Here is a 17,830-nt window from a genome sequence, read left to right as displayed (position 1 = left end):
AAGTCGGCGCAGTGTCGGATGCCGGGGCGCGGGCGTATTGAACGAAATTGCGGTGCTGTCTGTTGCCGGCCCACCGTATACAGATAAAAATGGCCGCTAGCGTAGGTAAATACTGCGCTAGCAGCTATCTATTTAGGAGTATTTGCTGGTGGCCGACTCAGTGCCAGACCCGCTGCGCCGCCACGGCATCGCTGGGCCGGTAACGGCGGAAAGCCTCGCGGATGTTCTGCCGCAGCTGGCCGTCGTCCCAGGGTTTGGTCAGAAAGCGGTAGATCTCGGCGCGGTTGACCACATCCAGCACCGACTGCAGCTCGGTATAGCCGCTGAGCACGATGCGCATGGTGTCCGGGTACAGCTGGGCGACGATGGTGAGAAAGTCCACGCCCGTGGTCTTGGACAGGCGCTGGTCGCACAGCACCACCTGCACCGAATGGCTGGCCAGGAGCTCCAGCGCTTCCAGGCTGCCCTGCGCGGTCAAGATGCGGTAGCCCTCGCGGCGCAGCGCGCGGTTCAGGGCGGACAAGGTGGATTCCTCGTTGTCCACGATCAGCAGGGTGGGCTGCTCGGCATTCAGCTCCAGCGCCATTTCCAAGTGCTTGTCGCCGCGCAGCATGGCCGCGAAATCCTCTGCCAGTACCGGGCGGCTGAAGTAGTAGCCCTGCATCTGGTCGCACTGGCGATTGCGCAGAAACTTCAGCTGCGACTCGGTTTCCACGCCCTCGGCAATCACGTTCATGCGCAGGCTGTGGGCCATGCCGATGATGGCGGTATTGATGGCCGCATCGCCGGGGTTGCGGGTCACGTCGGTCACGAAGGCGCGGTCGATCTTGACGGTATTGAAGGGAAAGCGCTTCAGATAGGCCAGGGACGAATAGCCGGTGCCGAAGTCGTCCAGCGACAGCGACAGGCCCAGGCCGCGGAACGAGCGCAGGGTTTTCTCTGCCCCTTCCGGGTCTTGCATGACCAGGGACTCGGTGAGCTCCAGCTCCAGCCAGGTCGGGTCCAGGGCATATTCGGTCAAAGCCTCGCGCACGACTTCCAGAATATTGCTCTCGCGGAACTGCAGCGCCGACAGGTTCAGCGCAATCGGCACCACCGGCAGGAAGTCGCGCAGCCAGGCCGCCTGCTGCGCACACACGGTACGGATCACCCAGGCACCGATGGGGCCGATCAGCCCGGTTTCCTCGGCCAAGGGGATGAACTCGGCCGGCGACACCATGCCGCGTTCCGGGTGCTGCCAACGGATCAGCGCTTCGGCGCCGATGATCTGGCCGGTGCCCAGGTCGACCTTGGGCTGGTAGTGCAGCACAAACTGCTGCTTCTCCACCGCGGCCTTCAGCAGGTTTTCCATGGCGAACTTCTCCGCCATCCTGGCATTGAGCTGGGGCGAATAGAACAGGTAGCGCGTCTTGCTCGACCGGGTCTGCTTGAGCGCCACCTCGGCGTTCTTGAACAAGGCCTCGGCGGTGTCCGCGTCCGCCGGAAACAGCGCGACACCCAGCCGGGCCGATACATGTAGCATCACGCCATCCACCACCATGGGCGCCATCAAGGCGCTGGTGATTTTTTCACACAGGATGCTGACCTCTTTGCTGCCCACCTGTTCGCCCAGCAGCGCAAAATTATCGGCGCCCAGACGGGCAACGCTGTAGGAGGAAGAAACCGTTTCCTCCAGGCGTTTGGCGACCAGCCTGAGCACCTGGTCGCCCACGTGGCGACCGAAAGCGTCATTCAGCTGCTTGAAACGGTCCAGGTTCAGCGCCATCACAAAAGCGCCGCTGTTCGCCCGTGCTGCGGTCTTGACCAGCTGGTCCAGCCGGTCCAGGAACAGGCTGGTATTGGGCAGCGCCGTCAGCGGGTCGTAGTAGGACAGAAAGCGTGCGCGTTTTTCGTATTCGATGGCTTGCAGAGCGAAGGAAATGTCGCCGGACAGCTCATTCAGCAGCTTCAGTTCCTCCTCGTCAAAGAAGCCGCGTTCGCGCGCGTACAGCACCATCACGCCGACGACTTTTTCCTCCACGACCAGGGGCAGGCCGACGATGGACAGATAACCCCGGCTCAGCGCGTCCTGGCTGCTGCGATCCTCCAGCGCGGTGGTGCGCACATCGTTGCAAAACAGCAGCTTGCCGCGGGCCAACACCTGCGCAGGAATGCCCAGTCCCGCGGCAGTCACACCCGCCTCCAGGCCCAGCGAGCTGGCCAGCAGGCCAGGCTCTGCACCCTGGCTGGCGGCCAGAGTCAGCACAGTGCCCTCCTCTTCCGCCAGGCCAATCCAGGCCAAACCAAAGCCGCCCAGCTTGACCACGATCAGGCAGGCCTCTGCCATCAACGCCTGCGGCTCGCGGATTCTGACGATGGCCGAATTGGTGCCGCTCAGCACCGCGTGGATGCGGCTCAGCCGCGCCGTCTTGGCCTGCTCGATTTCCAGCTGTTTGACGTAGCGTTCCAGCGTGGTGGCGCGCACCAGCGACAAATGGGTGCGCACCCGCGCCAGCACCAACGCCGGCGACACCGGCTTGATGATGTAGTCCACGCCGCCGCTGTCAAAGCCCGCGGCCTCGGCACCGGTTTCGCCGAGTGCCGACACAAAAATGACCGGCGTGCTTTCGGTCAATGGGTCGGCCTTGAGCAGGCTACAGACCGCATAGCCGTCCATGTCGGGCATCTGGATATCCAGCAGGATGAGTATCGGCCTGTGCTTGCGGGCTGCTGCCAGGCACTCGGCCCCGTTGCGGGCAAAGGCCAGGGGATAAACCGGCCCCAGGATTTGCTTCAGCGTCGCCAGGTTGCTCGGTTCATCGTCAACGATCAGGATGGGTGAGGTGCTCATTTGTGTGCCTCCAGGCCAATATCAAACTTTTCGGCCAGGAGTCGAACCTCGGCCTCGGCTTTTCGAAAGTCGAAATCGGTAATGCATGCCTGCAGAGCCTGCAGGGCATCGGGGGGCAACAGAGGCGCCAATACCTCCGACAGCTGACTGGCCCCGTCCGGGTTGTCGGTATCCAGCGCCCCCAGCAACTCGACCAGCAGCGGGGCCACGCGCTGGGCGTCAACCTGCACCTCGGCGGCGGCCGTTGCCGCCGGTCTCTCGGAGGTGAACAAGGCGATGGAGGCCAGCGCGGTCTCCAGCGCCGCACGCAACTCCACCAATGCCGGGCCGGGATGGACCCCGTCCCCAGCGGCTTCGACAGCGGCGGCGCAGCGGGCCACATCGGTCAGTGCCAGGTTGCCCGCCGCACCATGCAGCTTGTGCACCAGTGCCCGGGCGGTGCGCACATCTGCTGCGTACTGCGGGCTGAGCTGTGCCCCAAAACCGGCGTAATCCGCAGCGAAGCGGGACAAGAACCGGCGATACACCGCCAGGTCCCGCCACACATGCAGGCCCTTGCCGACGGCGATGCCCGGCATGTCCAGTGCCGCAGAGGCCGCTGGCGGCAGGGGCAAAGGCAGGGGCAGGGTCACCTGGCCAGGCTCCACCAGGCGTGGCTGGAAGTGCGTCAGGCGTTGGATGGTCAGCATCAACTCTTCCACATCGAAGGGTTTGGCCACGAAGGCGTTCATGCCGGCCTGCAGGGCGGCATCCTGCTGCGCCTTGAACGCGCCCGCCGTCAGAGCCACGATAGGCAAGACCGCAAACTGCGGTAGGGCCCGCAGCTGGCGGGTGGCCTCGTAGCCATCCATCAGCGGCATCTGCACATCCATCAAGACGATGTCCACGCCTTTCGGGTTGCGCTGCAACCAGTCGAGCGCGGCCTGGCCATCGTTGGCCAAATGCACCACCGCCCCATCGGCCAGCAGGATGCGCATCGCCACCTCGCGGTTGATTTCGCTGTCGTCCACCACCAGCACGCGCACGCCTTCCACCCGCTGGGTCGTGCGCCCCAAGGGGCCTGCCGCAAGCCTGGCACTGCCATGGCCGCGACGGTGCAGCGCTTCAGACACGGCGTTGTACAGGGTGGAGCTGGTCACAGGCTTGCTGAGAATGCCGTCCACTCCCTCTATGCCAGGCTGTCTGAGCAAGTCATCGCGCGAGAACGCAGTCACCATCAGCACGATGGGCGAGGTGGCGTCCTTGAAGGTCTGGCGGATCTTGGCGGCCGCCGCCAGACCGTCCATGCCAGGCATCTTCCAGTCGAGCAAGAGCACGTCGTAGGTGTTCTTGCTGTCGAACTTGTTCTGTATCTTGCGGATGGCGGCTTCGCCCGACTCCGCCTGGTTGGCCGTCCAGCCGATGGAGCGGGCGGTGAGCGACAGGTTTTCGCGCGCAGCATCGTTGTCGTCGGCGATCAGTACATCCAGCGAGGCCATTTCCGGCAGCGCGTAATCGGTGGACGCAGACCATTCAAACGGAATGGTGAACCAGAATTCGCTGCCCCGGCCGGGCTGGCTGGTCACCCCAATCTCTCCGTTCATCTTGGCCACCAGATGGCGGCAGATGGTCAGGCCCAGCCCGGTGCCGCCAAAGCGCCGTGTGGTGGACACATCGGCCTGGGCGAATGCGGCAAAGATGTTGGCCTGCTTGTCCAGCGGAATGCCGATCCCGGAGTCGCTGACCGAAAACCGCAGCTTGACCGTCTTTTCGTCGCGGGACAGCAGCTGTATGCCCACGGTGATGCTGCCATGGTCGGTAAATTTGATGGCGTTGCCGGTCAAATTGATCAACACCTGCTCCAGCCGGAGCGCATCGCCGAGCACCTGGCCGGCGATGTCGGGCAGCGGTGCAATCACCAGCTCCAGGTCCTTGTCGCCGACATTGGCCGCCATGATGCCGGCCAGGTTGTCGAGCACGTCGGCCAGGCGGAATGGCGCATGTTCGATCTCCAGCCGCCCCGCCTCGATTTTCGAAAAATCCAGGATGTCGTTGATGATGGACTGCAGCGAACGCCCGGCGCCTCGGATCTTCTTCACCAGGTCCGACGCGTCTGCGCTCAGCTGGCTGCGGTCCAGCAGATAGGCCAGCCCGAGAATGGCGTTCATCGGCGTGCGGATCTCATGGCTCATATTGGCCAGAAAGTCGGCTTTGGCCCGGTTGGCGGTTTCTGCTTCTTCGGTGCGCGTCACCAGCGTCTGGTTGGCGATCTGCAGTTCGGTGGTGCGGCCGGCGACACGCTGTTCCAGCTCGGCATTGAGGTTGCGCACCGCGGTTTCGGCCCCACTGCGTTCGGCGATCTCGTGCTCCAGCGTCTGCAGCATGCCGTTGAATGAATCGGCCAATTGGCCAACCTCGTCTTCCGTGGTTTTATCGGCGCGCAGCTGGTAGTTGCGCTGCTCCATGACCCGCTGCGCCACCGTGCTGACCGCCTGGATCGGGCCGGACACCCATCGCTGCAGCCACGCAGAAATCAGCAAGCCCAGCGCCAGGCTGCCAAGCAGGACCGAGCCCAGAATGAACAGGTAGTCCCGCAGCCAGGTCGCCAACTCGTAGCGCTCCTTGAGATAGATGGTACCCACCGTGGTGCGCTGGATCTGGATGTGCTTGAACGCTACCAGCTCGCCGCCTTCAAAACGAAAACCCTCCGGCTCTGGCGTTCCGGGGATAGCACCTTCACCGGCGGAGTTGTCAACGTAGTGGGCAAACAAAGCGCCGGTCGCGGTGTAGATGGCGGCTGCAACGATATTTGGATTGGCGCGCAGCTGGGCCAGGTTTTCGTGCGCCACCTTGGGATCGTCGAACTCCAGCGCTGCCGCACTGCCCTGGCCCAGGATGCCGGCCAAGGTCGTCAACTCCGCGGCTGTCTTGGTGCGGTTTTCCATCAGATCGTGGTAGAACAGCGCAGCCCCCGCGGCCATGAGCGTAAAGAAATTGGCCACCAGCACCATCAACAGCAGCTTGTGGCGAACCGACCTGAGCCGTAGCCTGAACATCATGGCCTCCGCGGCTCTATCTTCTGCGCCACGCTGAGCAGGCGCGCGCTGATCTTCAAGCCGCTGCGCTCAGCGTTCTGGACCGACACCTCAAAACGGATACGGTCGCCTACCGGCAAGAAGTTGATGACGCTACCCGCATCGAGCGCCCCCGCCGACTCCGTGACCACCAGCACGGACTGCGACTGGATGCTGTCCAGCAACGACTTGAGTCGCCCGTTTTCCTGGCGTCCAATGAACAGGATCTGTACCCCCGTCAAGGCTTCGCCGGGTTTCAGCCGCTTCACCTCCAGCGCCCGGTTCTGCATAGGCTGGGCATTCTTGAGATTACCCAGCTCTGCGGCTATGGCTTCCGCCCCCAGGATGCCGATAGCCAGCGGCGTATCGGCTTGCACGAAGACGGCGGCCGGCCATTCGACATACGAGGCAAACTTGTACAGATACGCCGCCTTGACCTGGCTTTCTATTTCATTGGCACTGCCTGCCGCGGCCCAAACACCCGCCGCAAAAAACGGTACCGCCAGCAGGAGCGCCATACGTCGGGTACGGGCCATCAGAACCTCACCGTCAGCGCAATGTCGATCGCGCGTTCGACCTGGACGGGATTGGGCTGCGTGCTGCTGGTTGCAAACTCCTGGTGCCGCCGGTCGAACAAATTCCGCCCGGTCACCGCCAGTTCCACCGATTTGGAAACCCGCCAGCCGTAGCGTGCATCTACCGCGGTATAGGCCGGCACCAGGGGCGACGGCAGCTTGCCCACGTGGCGCAACGACACGTTCAGCTGCTGGCTATCCCCCAGGTTCCAGGTAGAGCCCAGCCGCCATTGCGCACGCGGGTCGTTGCCGGGCGAGGACAAGGCCAGATTCGGACCGCTGAAACGCCCGTGCAACAACACCGCGCTGGCCTCCAGCGACCACGACTTGCTTGCCTGGTAGCTCGCTGAAGCTTCCAGCCCATCCATCCGGCCCTTGATCTGGTTGCCAACCACAAATACCCCGCTGGGCAACACATCCAGGCTGCGCAAATAGTCGTAGGTACTGCGGAAGACAACCAGCGCATACGACAGCGCAGGCCCATGGCGCGAGCGCAAGCCCAGCTCCAGCGTATTGGCGATCTCGGAGCGGAAGTCGGGCCCACCCGCCAGTGCCAAGGGCGGCGTTCCGAGCACATACAGATCGGAATCGATGCGCGACGGCGCGCGCACGGCGCGGGACAGGCCCGCCCACAGCAATTGGTCGGCCGAAGGCTTCCAGGCCAGCTTCAGGTTGGGCAGGAAATCAACGCCGGAATAGCTATTGCTTTCCAGCTTGCCCCCGGCGATCAGCCGCAGGTCCGGCTGCAGGGTCCATTCCTGCTGCGCGAACAGATTGGCCCAACGCAGTTGACGGTGCGCGGGCAAGAAAGAGAGCAGGCCCAGGTTTTCCACCCGGTCGTCGCTCATGCGCAAGCCACCGCCCCAGATCAACTGCCCCCCGCCGGCTTCGGGCATGACTTGCTGGATGTCCAGGTCCAGCGTGTCGAGCTTTTCGTTGATGGTGCCCGGCATCTCGCGGCTGGTGTGGTCCCAGTAGGTTTGGACCCGCAGTTGGGAGCCGTCGGCCAGCTGCTTACTCCATCGGGCCAGCAGATTGGCACCGCTGGCCTTCTGCTGTGCGGGTAACGCCTGGTCGGTAGAGCCGCGGTAGAGATCTCCCTGGACAGTGACGTCGCCATCCGCGGCACGCAGGTCTGTGCGAAAGCCTATCTGGCTGCGCTCCCAGGCGTCCGGCACGGCCGCACCATTGGCGCGGATACTGTGCCGCCCGCGGTCAGATTTGCCATACACCCGGTAAGCGCCGCTATTTCCGTCCAGCACGCCGCCATGGCGAAACGCCACGCCAGAGCCCGAACTCCCCCCCGAGGCGTGCACCAGGTTGCCCGTGGTATCGGCAGCCTCCTTGGTGATGATGTTGATCACGCCGTTGACCGCATTCGCGCCCCAAAGGGTGCCGCCCGGACCGCTGATGACTTCGATGCGCTCCACATCTTGCAGCAGCACATCCTGTGCATCCCAGAACACCCCCGAATACAGCGGGGTATAGACCGTGCGCCCGTCCACCATCACCAGCAACTTGTTGGCCGTGCTGGAATTGAAACCGCGGGCGCTGATGGCGTACTGGTTGGCGCTGATTTGCGCGACCTGCAGATTCGGTGCCAGGCGCAAGGCCTCGGGCAGGCTACGCACCCCGGCGCGCCGAATCGCATCGTCGGTCACCACATAGATAGAGGCTGCAGCATCCGCCAGGCGTTCCTCCTTCTTGGAAACCGAGGTAACCTGCACGTCCCCCAGTTCTTCCAGGGACAAGTCGATAAAGGCATGGGACGGACTCTCCGCACCGTAGCAGCTGCCTACGGCCAGAAAGGCGCAGATGGCATGGCGGGCCACAGGGTCCAGCGGATAGACCGAGCGCCGGGCACGCCGGAACAGCCCCCGTCCAAAGCCGTCGATAGCGTGGTGGACAACCGATAGCGCCATTGTGTGCCCTCCGCCTGCCAGGCTCTTGTCTATGCAGTAGCGCCTGCTCCCTCCCTTCGCCGAGAGCGGCGATATACCCCTCACTCCTGATTGAGACAGTTGTTGCGTAAACAAACAGCACAACTGTTAACAAAAAGTAGCAATGTCCCATTCTGGACTGCAACAAGGAACGACGGCATCCCCAAAAAGGGGGATGACCGATAGCAAAAATCCATGCACCCGGCACGCCATGGACCGCGCCATCCAAGCCGCGCTGGTCGGCCAGGGGATGGCGCTGCAGCCTACCTCCAGGCTGCGTGGCGCAGGCTCTACCTGCTCTACCTGGGCCGGCAGCACCTGCCGCGCGCCGTAGCCAGCTTCATTGCGTTTACGATGCACAAAGTTCAGACCCCCGCGATGGCCGCCCAGCCTGCCCAACCGATCCCTTCCACCCGCAGAATGCCCTTATGACCGACCGCACCGTCTTCTTCATCTCCGATGGCACCGGCATTACCGCCGAGACTTTTGGCAACGCCATCCTGGCGCAGTTCTCCATGGCGCCGCGCCATGTGCGGTTGCCGTTTACCGACACGGTGGACAAGGCCCACCAGGCGGTACGCCAGATCAACCACACGGCCGAGCTGGAGGGCAAGCGGCCCATCGTTTTCACCACCCTGGTGAACATGGAGGTGCTGAAGGTGATCACCGAGAACTGCAAGGGCATGCTGCTCGACATGTTCGGCACCTTTGTGAACCCGCTGGAGGCCGAACTGGGCATCAAATCGAACCACCGCATCGGCCGCTTCAGCGACGTGAGCAAAAGCCAGGCTTATACCGACCGCATCGAGGCCATCAACTTCAGCCTGGAGCACGACGACGGCCAGACCCACCGCGACCTGGGCCAGGCCGATGTGATCCTGGTCGGCGTCAGCCGCAGTGGCAAGACCCCGACCACGCTGTACCTGGCCATGCAGTACGGCCTGAAGGCCGCCAACTACCCACTGATCCCCGAAGACTTCGAGCGCCGCCAGCTGCCGCCGGCGCTGGTCGAGCACCGTAAAAAGATCTTCGGCCTGTCGATCCAGCCCGAGCGCCTGAGCGAAATCCGCAACGAGCGCCGGCCGAATTCCAAATACGCCTCGCTGGAGAACTGCCGCATGGAGGTTAACGAGGCCGAGGCCATGATGCGCCGCAGCGGCATACGCTGGCTGTCCAGCACCACCAAGTCGATCGAAGAGATTGCGACCACCATCCTGCAGGAGATCCGACCCGAGCGGCTGGTCTACTGATTACTATGGTTTTGATAGCTACTGGCGCTAGTGGAATAAGCGCCAGAGCCTGATTATTCATACATCCGCCAGACAGGCGGCAAAGCTCAGATGCTCAGGGTGTAGACCTTGGCCTCGGCCCGCTCGCTGGGGTTGTGGCCTTGCAGGGCCACGTCCCACTCGGTGCCGGCGGCGCCGGTTTCCGGCACCAGGCCATCGATCATGTGCGTGACCTCTTCGACGCTGGCATCGAACTCGGCCACCGGCTCACGCGAGGCAAGGAACAAGCGCGCCACCATCGACCCGCCGGAGTCGATGACCACCAGGTAACGGGTGGGCTGGCGGTGCGCAGACAGGCCGTGCGCCGACGGAGTTTCCATACCGAATGTTTGGCTCATGAAACCATCTTGCCACACATGCGCCGCCAGGGGTAGTGCGATTTACGCACACCGAAACGTCCCGCCGCAACGAGAGGCCCCCATGCCTAAACCACCTCACCCGACAGCTGGTCAAACAGGTGAAAGTGGTTGGGATCGAGCGCAATCGACAGCCGGGTTCCGGCAGAAGGCCGCACATCGGGGGCCAGCCGGGCCTTGAGTTCGTACGCACCCAGCTTCAGGGTCACCAGGTTTTCCGCCCCCAGCAGTTCCACCAGTTCAACCTCCGCCTCGATCACCGGCCAATCGCTGTGCTGCGGCGCCAGGCTCAGGTTCTCCGGACGGATGCCGAACTCCACCGGGCGCCCTGCATGCGACTGCCAACGCCGCGCCAAGGCATCGGGCAGCACCAGCGGCTGGGCATTGGCGATCTGCAGCTGCACCTGGCCGTCATGCTGCAGCAAACTAGCGGGCAGGAAGTTCATCGGTGGCGAACCGGTAAAGCCGGCCACAAAGCGGTGCTGCGGGCTGCCATAGATCTCGTCGGGCGTGCCCACCTGCACGATGCGCCCGGCCTGCAGTACGACGATGCGGTCAGCCAGGGTCATGGCCTCGACCTGGTCGTGGGTCACGTAGATCACGGTTTCGCGCACCCGGCGGTGCAGCTTCTTGATCTCGGCGCGCACCTGGTTGCGCAGCAGCGCGTCCAGGTTCGATAACGGCTCGTCGAACAGAAACACCTGCGGCTGGCGCACGATGGCGCGGCCCATGGCCACGCGCTGGCGCTGGCCGCCCGACAAGGCCTTGGGCAGGCGGTCCAGCAGATGGGTAATCTGCAATGTCTCGGCAGCGCTGTTGACGCGGCTGTTGACCTCGGCCTCAGAAAACTTGCGCAGACGCAGGCCAAAGGCCATGTTGTCGCGCACGGTCTTGTGCGGGTACAGCGCGTAGTCCTGGAACACCATGGCGATGTCGCGGTCGCGCGGCGCCAGGTCGTTGACCCGCTTGTCGCCGATGAACATGTCGCCATCGGAGATGGTTTCCAGCCCCGCGACCATGCGCAGCAAGGTGCTTTTGCCGCAGCCCGACGGGCCGACGAAGACCACGAATTCGCCACTGCGGATGTGCAGGTCGATGCCGTGGATGATTTCCAGGCTGCCGTAGTTCTTGCGGATCTGCTTGAGGGTGACGTCTGCCATGCCCGCCCCTAGCGCACCACGGGGACGCAGGCCCCCGGACGCGCAATCCCCTCCAGCATGGCGGCCATCACGCGCATGGCTTCCACGCCATCGGCAATCGTCGGCAGGTCGGTGTTCGCACCGCCGAGCTGGGCGAAGAAGGCCTTGAACAAGGCGTTGTAGCCCTTGAAATCCTCGTTGGCGGCGGCGGTGAAGTTCGGCTTCCAGCTGAGGTTGTCCACGCCATCGGCCAGGGTTGCGTCCAGGTCGTCGGCCTTGAACGGCGGGTTGCGGAAATGCGTGACCTCGATCACGCCGTTGACTTCCACACGCTGGTGGTCGCCCATGATCTGCAGTCGCTCCATCGGCGTGCCGCGCGACTGGATGGTGCCCATCACCACGGTGCCGATGGCGCCGTTCTCGAAGCCGAAATGCACATGCAGCAGCTGCTTGCCCGGCGCGGTCTCGTTGCGGAACACCGTGACGTTGAGCACCGGCGCGACGAAGTAGCGCACCAGGTCCATGTAGTGCACACAGTGGTGCAGGTAGAAGCCGGTGTAGTCCACATTGCCGCTGAAGTAAGTGGGCGCGGTCATGTATTCACCAAAGAAGCCCGCCACCGGGCCGAACTCGGCGCTCTTCACCACGTTGTGCGCCATGCGGTTGGCGGTGGCAAAGCGCTTCATGAAGCCCACACCCACGGTCTTGCCGGCCTGGGTGGCCGCAGCCTGGATGGCCAGCGCATCGGCCACGTTGGCGCCCGTGGGCTTTTCCATGAACACATGGCAACCGCGCTCCAGGGCCGCAATCGACATGTCGCGGTGCTGGGTCGGGCCCACCGCCATGCCCACCACGTCGAGGCCCGGCACATCCAGCAGCGCGCGAAAGTCAGTACCGGTATGGGCCACGCCGTAGCGCCGGCCTATCTTCTGCGCGGTCTCGGCGTTCAGATCGCAGACCGCCACCAGTTCCACATCGTGGCGCGCCAATTGCGGCAGCAGCATTTGCTCGGCATGCCGGCCGCAGCCTATCCAACCTACGCGGTACGTCATTTCCGGCCTCCGTTCAGGGTGATCAGGTTCTTCAGGAAGGCGCAGGCGGCGCTCAGCTCTTCGGTCTCATCCTTGACAGGAGGCTTCCACTGCGCAAAAGGGATACCGATGCGCTCATCGCGGCGGCGAAAGGGTTCCAATGAAATGCTGCCGGTGTAGCCGATCTCGGCCAGCGTACGCACCACCGGGTTCCAGTCGATGTGGCCGGTGCCCAGGTAGCCGCGGTGGTTCTCGTTGGCCTGGAAGTGGACCATGTGGGCCGCGCCCTCGCGCAGCGCGCTGCAGATGTCGTCGTCCTCCATGTTCATGTGGAAGGTGTCGAGCACCAAGCCGACGCTGGCGTGGTTCACTAGCTGCATCAGCGCCACGCCTTGGCGGGTGGTGTTGAGGATGTCGGTTTCGAAACGGTTCAAGGGCTCGACGCCGAAGCGGATGCTGCAGCGGGCCGCCGCGTCACCGCCCTTCACCAGCCCTTCCACACACCAGTCGACGCGCGCCTGGCGCAGCGACTCGGGCACGGCATGCGGTGCGCGCCCGGCGAACACCAGCGGGTTGCCGTACAGCGGCCCGCCGACGACTTTGGCGCCCAAGGCCTCGGCGGTTTCGGCGCAATAGGCCAGGTAGTCGGCCCCGGCCTGGCGCTTGGCGGCTTCGTCGCTGGTCAGGTTGCGGTCCAGGTTGACGCGCGCCGCCAGCACCACGCCCAGACCCGCATCGTCCAGTGCACGGCGGGTGGCGGCCAGGTCCAGCTCGCCGGGCTCGGGCACCAGCAGCTCGGCGAAGTCGTAGCCCGCGGCCTTCCAGCGGCCCAACTGGGCGAAGTCCGCGGCGACGAATGGGCGGTTGTATTGCATCGAGATGATGCCAATGGGGTTCATGGAATACGTCTCCTTTTGGAATGGGGAATCAACCCTTCACCGCGCCTTGGGTCATGCCCGCGACGAGCCGCTTTTGGATCAGCATGAACAGCAGGGTGACGGGCAAGGCCCCCACCACGCCGCCCGAGGTCAGCAGGCCCCAGGCGATTTCGTATTCACCCACCAGGGTCTGGATGGCGACGGTGAGCGTGCGCACGTTCTGCCCGGCCAGGATCGAGGCGTACAGGTACTCGTTCCACGAGGTGATGAAGATGTAGATGCCGGTGGCGATGATGCCGGGCACGGTCAGCGGTATCACCACCCGGAACATGGCGCCTATGGGCGTGCAACCGTCGACCATGGCAGCCTCGTCCAGGCTGCGCGGGATGGCGTCAAAGTAGCTGATCATCATCCAGGTAGCGAACGGGATCGAGAAGGTCGAATGCGCGAGGATTAGGCCCAGGTGCGTATCCAGCAGGCCCAGGCTTTTCATGATGATGAACAGTGGAATGATCAGCAGCACGATGGGGAACATGTTGACCAGCAGAAACTGCAGCATCAGCGCGCGCCGCCCGGCAAAGCGGAAGCGCGAGAACGCATAGGCGGCGGTGATGCTGACCGACAGGCCCAGCAGCATGGTGCCGCTGGAGACAACCAGGCTGTGGCCCAGGTTGCTCAGGAAGGTGGTCTTCTGGAACAGCCGCAGGTAGTTCTCCAGCGTGACTACCGTGGGCAGAAAAGTGCGCTCCGGGGAGAACAGCGTGGACTCCTGTTTCAGCGAGGTCAGCAGCATCCACAGATACGGCCCCAGGGCGAACAGCACGATGGCCAGCATTGGCAGGTGCAGCGTGAAAATGCGCCGCAGGGGCTGGTGTTTGACGACACTCATTCGATGCCCTTCCCGACCCGGCGCAGGTAGACGTAGATCGCGCCGAGCAGCAGCAGCGAAAAGCTCACCGCCAGCGCCGAACCGTAGCCGAAGTCCATGCTGGCGTAGGTGCGCTTCAGCGCGTACAGCGGCAGCGTATGGGTGGCATAGCCGGGGCCGCCGCCAGTCATCACGTAGATCACGTCGATGGAATTGGCCACCCAGATGATGCGCAGCATCACCGCCGTGACCAGCACCGACTTGAGCGCGGGCATGGTGATGTGCCAGAACTGCTGCCAGTCGGTAGCGCCGTCGATGTCGGCCGCCTCGTACAGACTGTGCGGAATGGTCTGCAGCCCGGCCAGGATCATGATGGCGAAGAACGGAAAGCCCTGCCACACCAGCGCGGCGATGATGGCGTACAGCGAGGTATCCGGATTCGCCAGCCAGGGCATGGCTGTCTGCAACAGGCCCAGGCGCAGCATCAGGTCGTTCAGCAGGCCGACCTGCGGGTTGTAGATCCACGACCACATCAGGCCGATGACCACGCTGGGCAAGGCCCAGGGGATCAAAATCAGGCTGCGCGCCAGGCCGCGCCAGCGGAACTGCTGGTTCAGCAGCAGAGCCGTCACCAGGCCCAGCAGCAGCTGCAGCGGCACGGTCAGCCCGATCCAGATCGCCGTGCGCCCCAGCGAGGCCCAGAACACAGGGTCATGCCAGATGGCGATGTAGTTGTCCAGCCCGATGAACTTTACCGCGCGCGGCTTCCACAGGATGTTGTTGTACAGGCTCGTGATGAGCGCCTGCAGCATCGGGTAGAACACCACGATCACGGTGGCCAGCACCGCCGGTGACAGCAGCACGTAGGGCAGGATGCTGGTGCGGGATTTCTGGCTCATGGCGCTTCGTGCCGAACGTGGCTGTCCATTGCCTGGCCTTGATTACTTGGCGTTGAAGTGCTTGTCGATGGCGTCCATCATTTGCGCGGAGCTGATCTCGCCATTCAGCGCGCGCTGCATGGTGGTGGGCCAGACCGAGGACACGAAGTCCGCGGTTTGTGGCACCAGCGGCAGTGGCTTGGCAAAGGCCAGCGAATCCATGGTCGCCTTCACGAAGCGCGCGGGTTGCGGCACCTTGAGCGCGCCACTCTTGGTCACCGTCAACTGGCCGGTGGCTTCGTTGAACTTCAGGTTGTTGTCGCTCTCGCTCAGAAAGCTCATCCACTTCCAGGATGCCTCCTTGACCTTGGAGGTCTTGAACATGGTGGTGGACTCGTCGCCGAAATAGGTCCAGCGGCCGCCGCCGCACGAGGGCACGGGCACGGCCGAAACCTTGTCGCCCAATGCGTCGGCCATGCTCTTGGCCGAGCCGATGTGGTGGAAGATCATGGCCGTGCGGCCGGCCTTGAAGGCGCTGATGATTTCGTTGAAACCATCGTTGGGCGCCGAGGGCGGCGCCACCTTGTGCTTGCGCAGCAGGTCGATGTACCAGCTGTTGGCGGCCACGGCCTTGGGTGTATTCATGGCGCCCGGCGCGAAGCCGGTTTGCGACAGCACGAAGGGCCCCCAGTTGTCGTGCCCGCCCTTGCCGCCGCGCATGCCAAAGCCATACAGCTCGGTGCCACCATTGGCGGTGGCCGGCAGGGTCAGCTTCTTGGCGGCCTCCAGAAAGTCTTCGCAGGTAGCCGGCGGCTTCAGGTTGTACTTAGCGAACAGGTCGGTGCGGTAGTAGAGGTAGATGGCCACGTACTGCAGCGGCATGTAGTAGTACTCGCCGTCCGAGGCTTTGTTGATGTCCAGCAGGTTGTTGGCCAGGTCGGCCTTGCCGGGCCAAGCGGCCAGGCGCTTGGTGATGGGCTCGATGGCGTCCATCTCCAGCAGCTGCGGCTGCAGCGCCAGCCGGGTCACGGCCACGTCGGGCGCCTTGCCGCCGGCGATGGAGATGAACAGCTTGTCGAAGTAGTTGTTCCAGGGCACGTTCTCGGCCTTGATACGGATGTCGGGGTTCTTGGTCTCGAAGCTCTTGACCAGCTCGTCCATCAGCTTGGTGTTTTCCGCGTTGTCCACGTGGTACCAGAAGTTCACGGTCTGCTGGGCGGCAGCGCTGGCGCTGAAGGCCAGGGCCAGCGCGCCGGCAAAGGCGCTGGCAAGGGCGCTGGCGAGCAAGGGGCGGCGTAGGATCTGCATGCTGTCTCCTGTAGGTTTTCTGGGGCAGGGAAAGTGATCACCAGGACCGGGTGAACGCGGCGGCATCCTGGAAGGCGGCCTGGGCTTCGGGCAACTCGCTGCCCATTTGCATGAAGCCGTGCACCACGCCTTCGACCACCTTGAGCTGGCAGGGCACGGTGGCCTGCGCCAGGCGCTGGGCCAGCAGCAGGCTGTCGTCGCGCAGTGGGTCCAGCCCGGCGGCATTCAGGAAGATCGGCGGCAGGCCTTGCAAATCTGCCAGCAATGGCGAAACCCGCGGGTCAGCCGGGTCACGGCGGGTGCCGCTGAGGTAGTGCGCGCGGTACCAGGCCATTTTTTCGGTGGTCAGGCCAAACTGGCCCTGGCCGCAGCGCAGGTGCGACTCAGTCTGGTGGTTGGCGTCGAACACGCCATAGAACAGCAGGGCTGCATCGGGCAAGGCTTCGCCCGCGTGGCGCAGGTCCAGCATCGTGGACAAAGCCAGGTTCGCTCCGGACGAGTCGCCCGAAATAAACCACGGTGCGCCCAGGCCACGCGCAGCCTGCTCGGCGCGCAGCCAGTGCCAGGCCCAGACAGCATCGTTCAAGCCGGCTGGAAACGGCGCGTCGGGTGCCAGGCGGTAGTCGATGCCGACCACGGTCAGGCCGCTGAGTGCCGCCAGCCGGGCCATCGCCCCCAGATGGGTGTGGATGGAGCCAAAGACCCAGCCGCCGCCGTGCAGATACAGCAGCGTGCCCTTGCGCCCACCGGCCTGGGGCGCTATGCGCACGGCCGGCATCTGGTGCGTCGGGCACGGAATAGTGAAGTAGTCGATGGCGAAGACGGCGGTGTCTATGTGGTTCCAGCGCGCATTGCTGGCGTTGAAATTGGTGCGCGCCTGGTCCAGCGGAATCTGCATCGGGTTGGGCAGGTGCGCATCCTCTTTTTGCAGGCGCTGGAAGATGGCGGCCATGGCATCGGACATGCGCAGTTCTGGCGCGGCCTTGCTGGCGCCATCGGCATCGCCAATCACACTCGATACATGGTGGAACAGCACGCGCTCCAGCTCGGCGGCACTGCCGGACTGCACGGCCTCGACAATCTTCCAGTGCCGCAAAGCCGTATCGCGCAAGGTGCGGCGTGTGGTGGACTGGGTGATCTTGTAGCGGTGGCTGCACAGCGAGCAGCGGTCCAGAATGGGCATCAGCGCCGGCAGGTTGGCGGCCTCGTAGAGCGTGTGGTGGAACTCCTGGTCCAGCTCGAACAGGCCGTATTCATCGCCCTGCTCGGCCAGCACTTCCATTTGCTGCACCAGCGTGCTCAGAGCCGCAATGTGCGCAGAGCTGAAGTTCCCCATGGACAGCGCCGCCGCCCGCGACTCGATACGCGCCCGGATGTCCAGAGACTCCTGGCCCTCGGTGGCCGACACCGACGACACCAGGGTACCCCGGTAGCCCTGGCGCACGATCAAGCCGTCCTCCTGCAAGCGCATCAGCGCTTCGCGCACCGTGCTTTGGCTGCAGTTCATCTGCTTGGCGACTTCGAGCTCGACCAGTTGCTGGCCTGCGGGCAACTCGGCCAGCACGATCTGCTTGCGCAGGTCGCGGTAGACGCTGTTGCTCTTGCGGCCGGAAGAAGAGGTATTTGGCTTCATGACAAGCCAAATTTTATTATCGATAGTCTTTCTTCAAACTATCGATAACCCT

The 17,830-nt window shown here is 63.9% G+C and carries 14 protein-coding genes; 2 read left to right on the top strand and 12 right to left on the bottom strand.

Features of this window, described 5'->3' with window-relative positions; genetic code table 11:
- Positions 1-157: 157 nt before the first annotated feature.
- Genes J2X19_RS02870 through J2X19_RS02855 form a run of 4 tightly spaced genes read right to left on the bottom strand, consistent with a single transcriptional unit; the run spans position 158 to position 8,380 of the window.
- Positions 158-2,830, bottom strand: a complete 2,673-nt coding sequence (locus J2X19_RS02870; RefSeq protein WP_310370464.1) for an EAL domain-containing protein — start codon at positions 2,828-2,830, stop codon at positions 158-160.
- Positions 2,827-5,868: a sensor histidine kinase, YfiR-like protein-associated gene (locus J2X19_RS02865; protein ID WP_310370462.1), complete on the bottom strand. Its 3,042-nt coding sequence runs from the start codon at positions 5,866-5,868 to the stop codon at positions 2,827-2,829. Before J2X19_RS02865 ends, J2X19_RS02870 begins: the two co-directional genes overlap by 4 nt.
- Complete coding sequence (locus J2X19_RS02860; RefSeq protein WP_116604979.1) at positions 5,865-6,419, bottom strand: TOL_0243 family YfiR-like periplasmic protein; 555 nt, start codon at positions 6,417-6,419, stop codon at positions 5,865-5,867. Before J2X19_RS02860 ends, J2X19_RS02865 begins: the two co-directional genes overlap by 4 nt.
- The gene (locus J2X19_RS02855) at positions 6,419-8,380 is read right to left on the bottom strand and encodes a TOL_0244 family TonB-dependent receptor (protein ID WP_310370459.1); all 1,962 of its coding nucleotides are present in this window, start codon (positions 8,378-8,380) and stop codon (positions 6,419-6,421) included. The genes J2X19_RS02860 and J2X19_RS02855 overlap by 1 nt, the downstream gene beginning before the upstream one ends.
- Before the next feature lie 193 nt (positions 8,381-8,573).
- Here J2X19_RS02855 and J2X19_RS02850 point away from each other — a divergent pair, with 193 nt between their 5' ends.
- Positions 8,574-8,732 (top strand): hypothetical protein, encoded by a 159-nt coding sequence (locus J2X19_RS02850; protein WP_310370457.1) that lies wholly within the window; start codon positions 8,574-8,576, stop codon positions 8,730-8,732.
- Positions 8,733-8,826: 94 nt separating this feature from the next.
- Positions 8,827-9,648 carry a posphoenolpyruvate synthetase regulatory kinase/phosphorylase PpsR gene (ppsR, locus tag J2X19_RS02845; protein WP_116604983.1) on the top strand — a complete coding sequence of 274 codons (822 nt, stop codon included), beginning with the start codon at positions 8,827-8,829 and terminating at the stop codon, positions 9,646-9,648.
- A gap of 86 nt (positions 9,649-9,734) precedes the next feature.
- On the opposite strand, the gene J2X19_RS02840 is transcribed toward ppsR, so the two are convergent.
- The 8 genes from J2X19_RS02840 to J2X19_RS02805 form a co-directional block, all read right to left on the bottom strand.
- Positions 9,735-10,025 (bottom strand): hypothetical protein, encoded by a 291-nt coding sequence (locus J2X19_RS02840; protein ID WP_310370453.1) that lies wholly within the window; start codon positions 10,023-10,025, stop codon positions 9,735-9,737.
- An 86-nt stretch (positions 10,026-10,111) separates the two neighbouring features.
- Positions 10,112-11,203: an ABC transporter ATP-binding protein gene (locus J2X19_RS02835; RefSeq protein ID WP_310370451.1), complete on the bottom strand. Its 1,092-nt coding sequence runs from the start codon at positions 11,201-11,203 to the stop codon at positions 10,112-10,114.
- A gap of 8 nt (positions 11,204-11,211) precedes the next feature.
- Positions 11,212-12,234: a Gfo/Idh/MocA family oxidoreductase gene (locus tag J2X19_RS02830; RefSeq protein ID WP_310370449.1), complete on the bottom strand. Its 1,023-nt coding sequence runs from the start codon at positions 12,232-12,234 to the stop codon at positions 11,212-11,214.
- Complete coding sequence (locus J2X19_RS02825; RefSeq protein WP_310370447.1) at positions 12,231-13,112, bottom strand: sugar phosphate isomerase/epimerase family protein; 882 nt, start codon at positions 13,110-13,112, stop codon at positions 12,231-12,233. Before J2X19_RS02825 ends, J2X19_RS02830 begins: the two co-directional genes overlap by 4 nt.
- 28 nt (positions 13,113-13,140) lie before the next feature.
- Positions 13,141-13,980: a carbohydrate ABC transporter permease gene (locus J2X19_RS02820; protein ID WP_310370445.1), complete on the bottom strand. Its 840-nt coding sequence runs from the start codon at positions 13,978-13,980 to the stop codon at positions 13,141-13,143.
- Complete coding sequence (locus J2X19_RS02815; RefSeq protein WP_310370443.1) at positions 13,977-14,858, bottom strand: carbohydrate ABC transporter permease; 882 nt, start codon at positions 14,856-14,858, stop codon at positions 13,977-13,979. The genes J2X19_RS02820 and J2X19_RS02815 overlap by 4 nt, the downstream gene beginning before the upstream one ends.
- 42 nt (positions 14,859-14,900) lie before the next feature.
- A complete protein-coding gene (locus tag J2X19_RS02810; RefSeq protein WP_310370442.1) occupies positions 14,901-16,145 on the bottom strand; it encodes an ABC transporter substrate-binding protein in 1,245 nt (414 codons plus the stop codon).
- Between the two features lie 37 nt (positions 16,146-16,182).
- Positions 16,183-17,778 (bottom strand): alpha/beta hydrolase fold domain-containing protein, encoded by a 1,596-nt coding sequence (locus J2X19_RS02805; protein WP_310370440.1) that lies wholly within the window; start codon positions 17,776-17,778, stop codon positions 16,183-16,185.
- Positions 17,779-17,830: the final 52 nt, after the last annotated feature.

Source organism: Rhodoferax ferrireducens (assembly GCF_031458075.1).
GTDB classification, from domain to species: Bacteria; Pseudomonadota; Gammaproteobacteria; order Burkholderiales; family Burkholderiaceae_C; genus Rhodoferax_B; species Rhodoferax_B ferrireducens_A.
The sequence above is the reverse complement of the archived record's forward strand: the minus strand, read 5'-3'. Positions and strand labels throughout refer to the sequence as shown.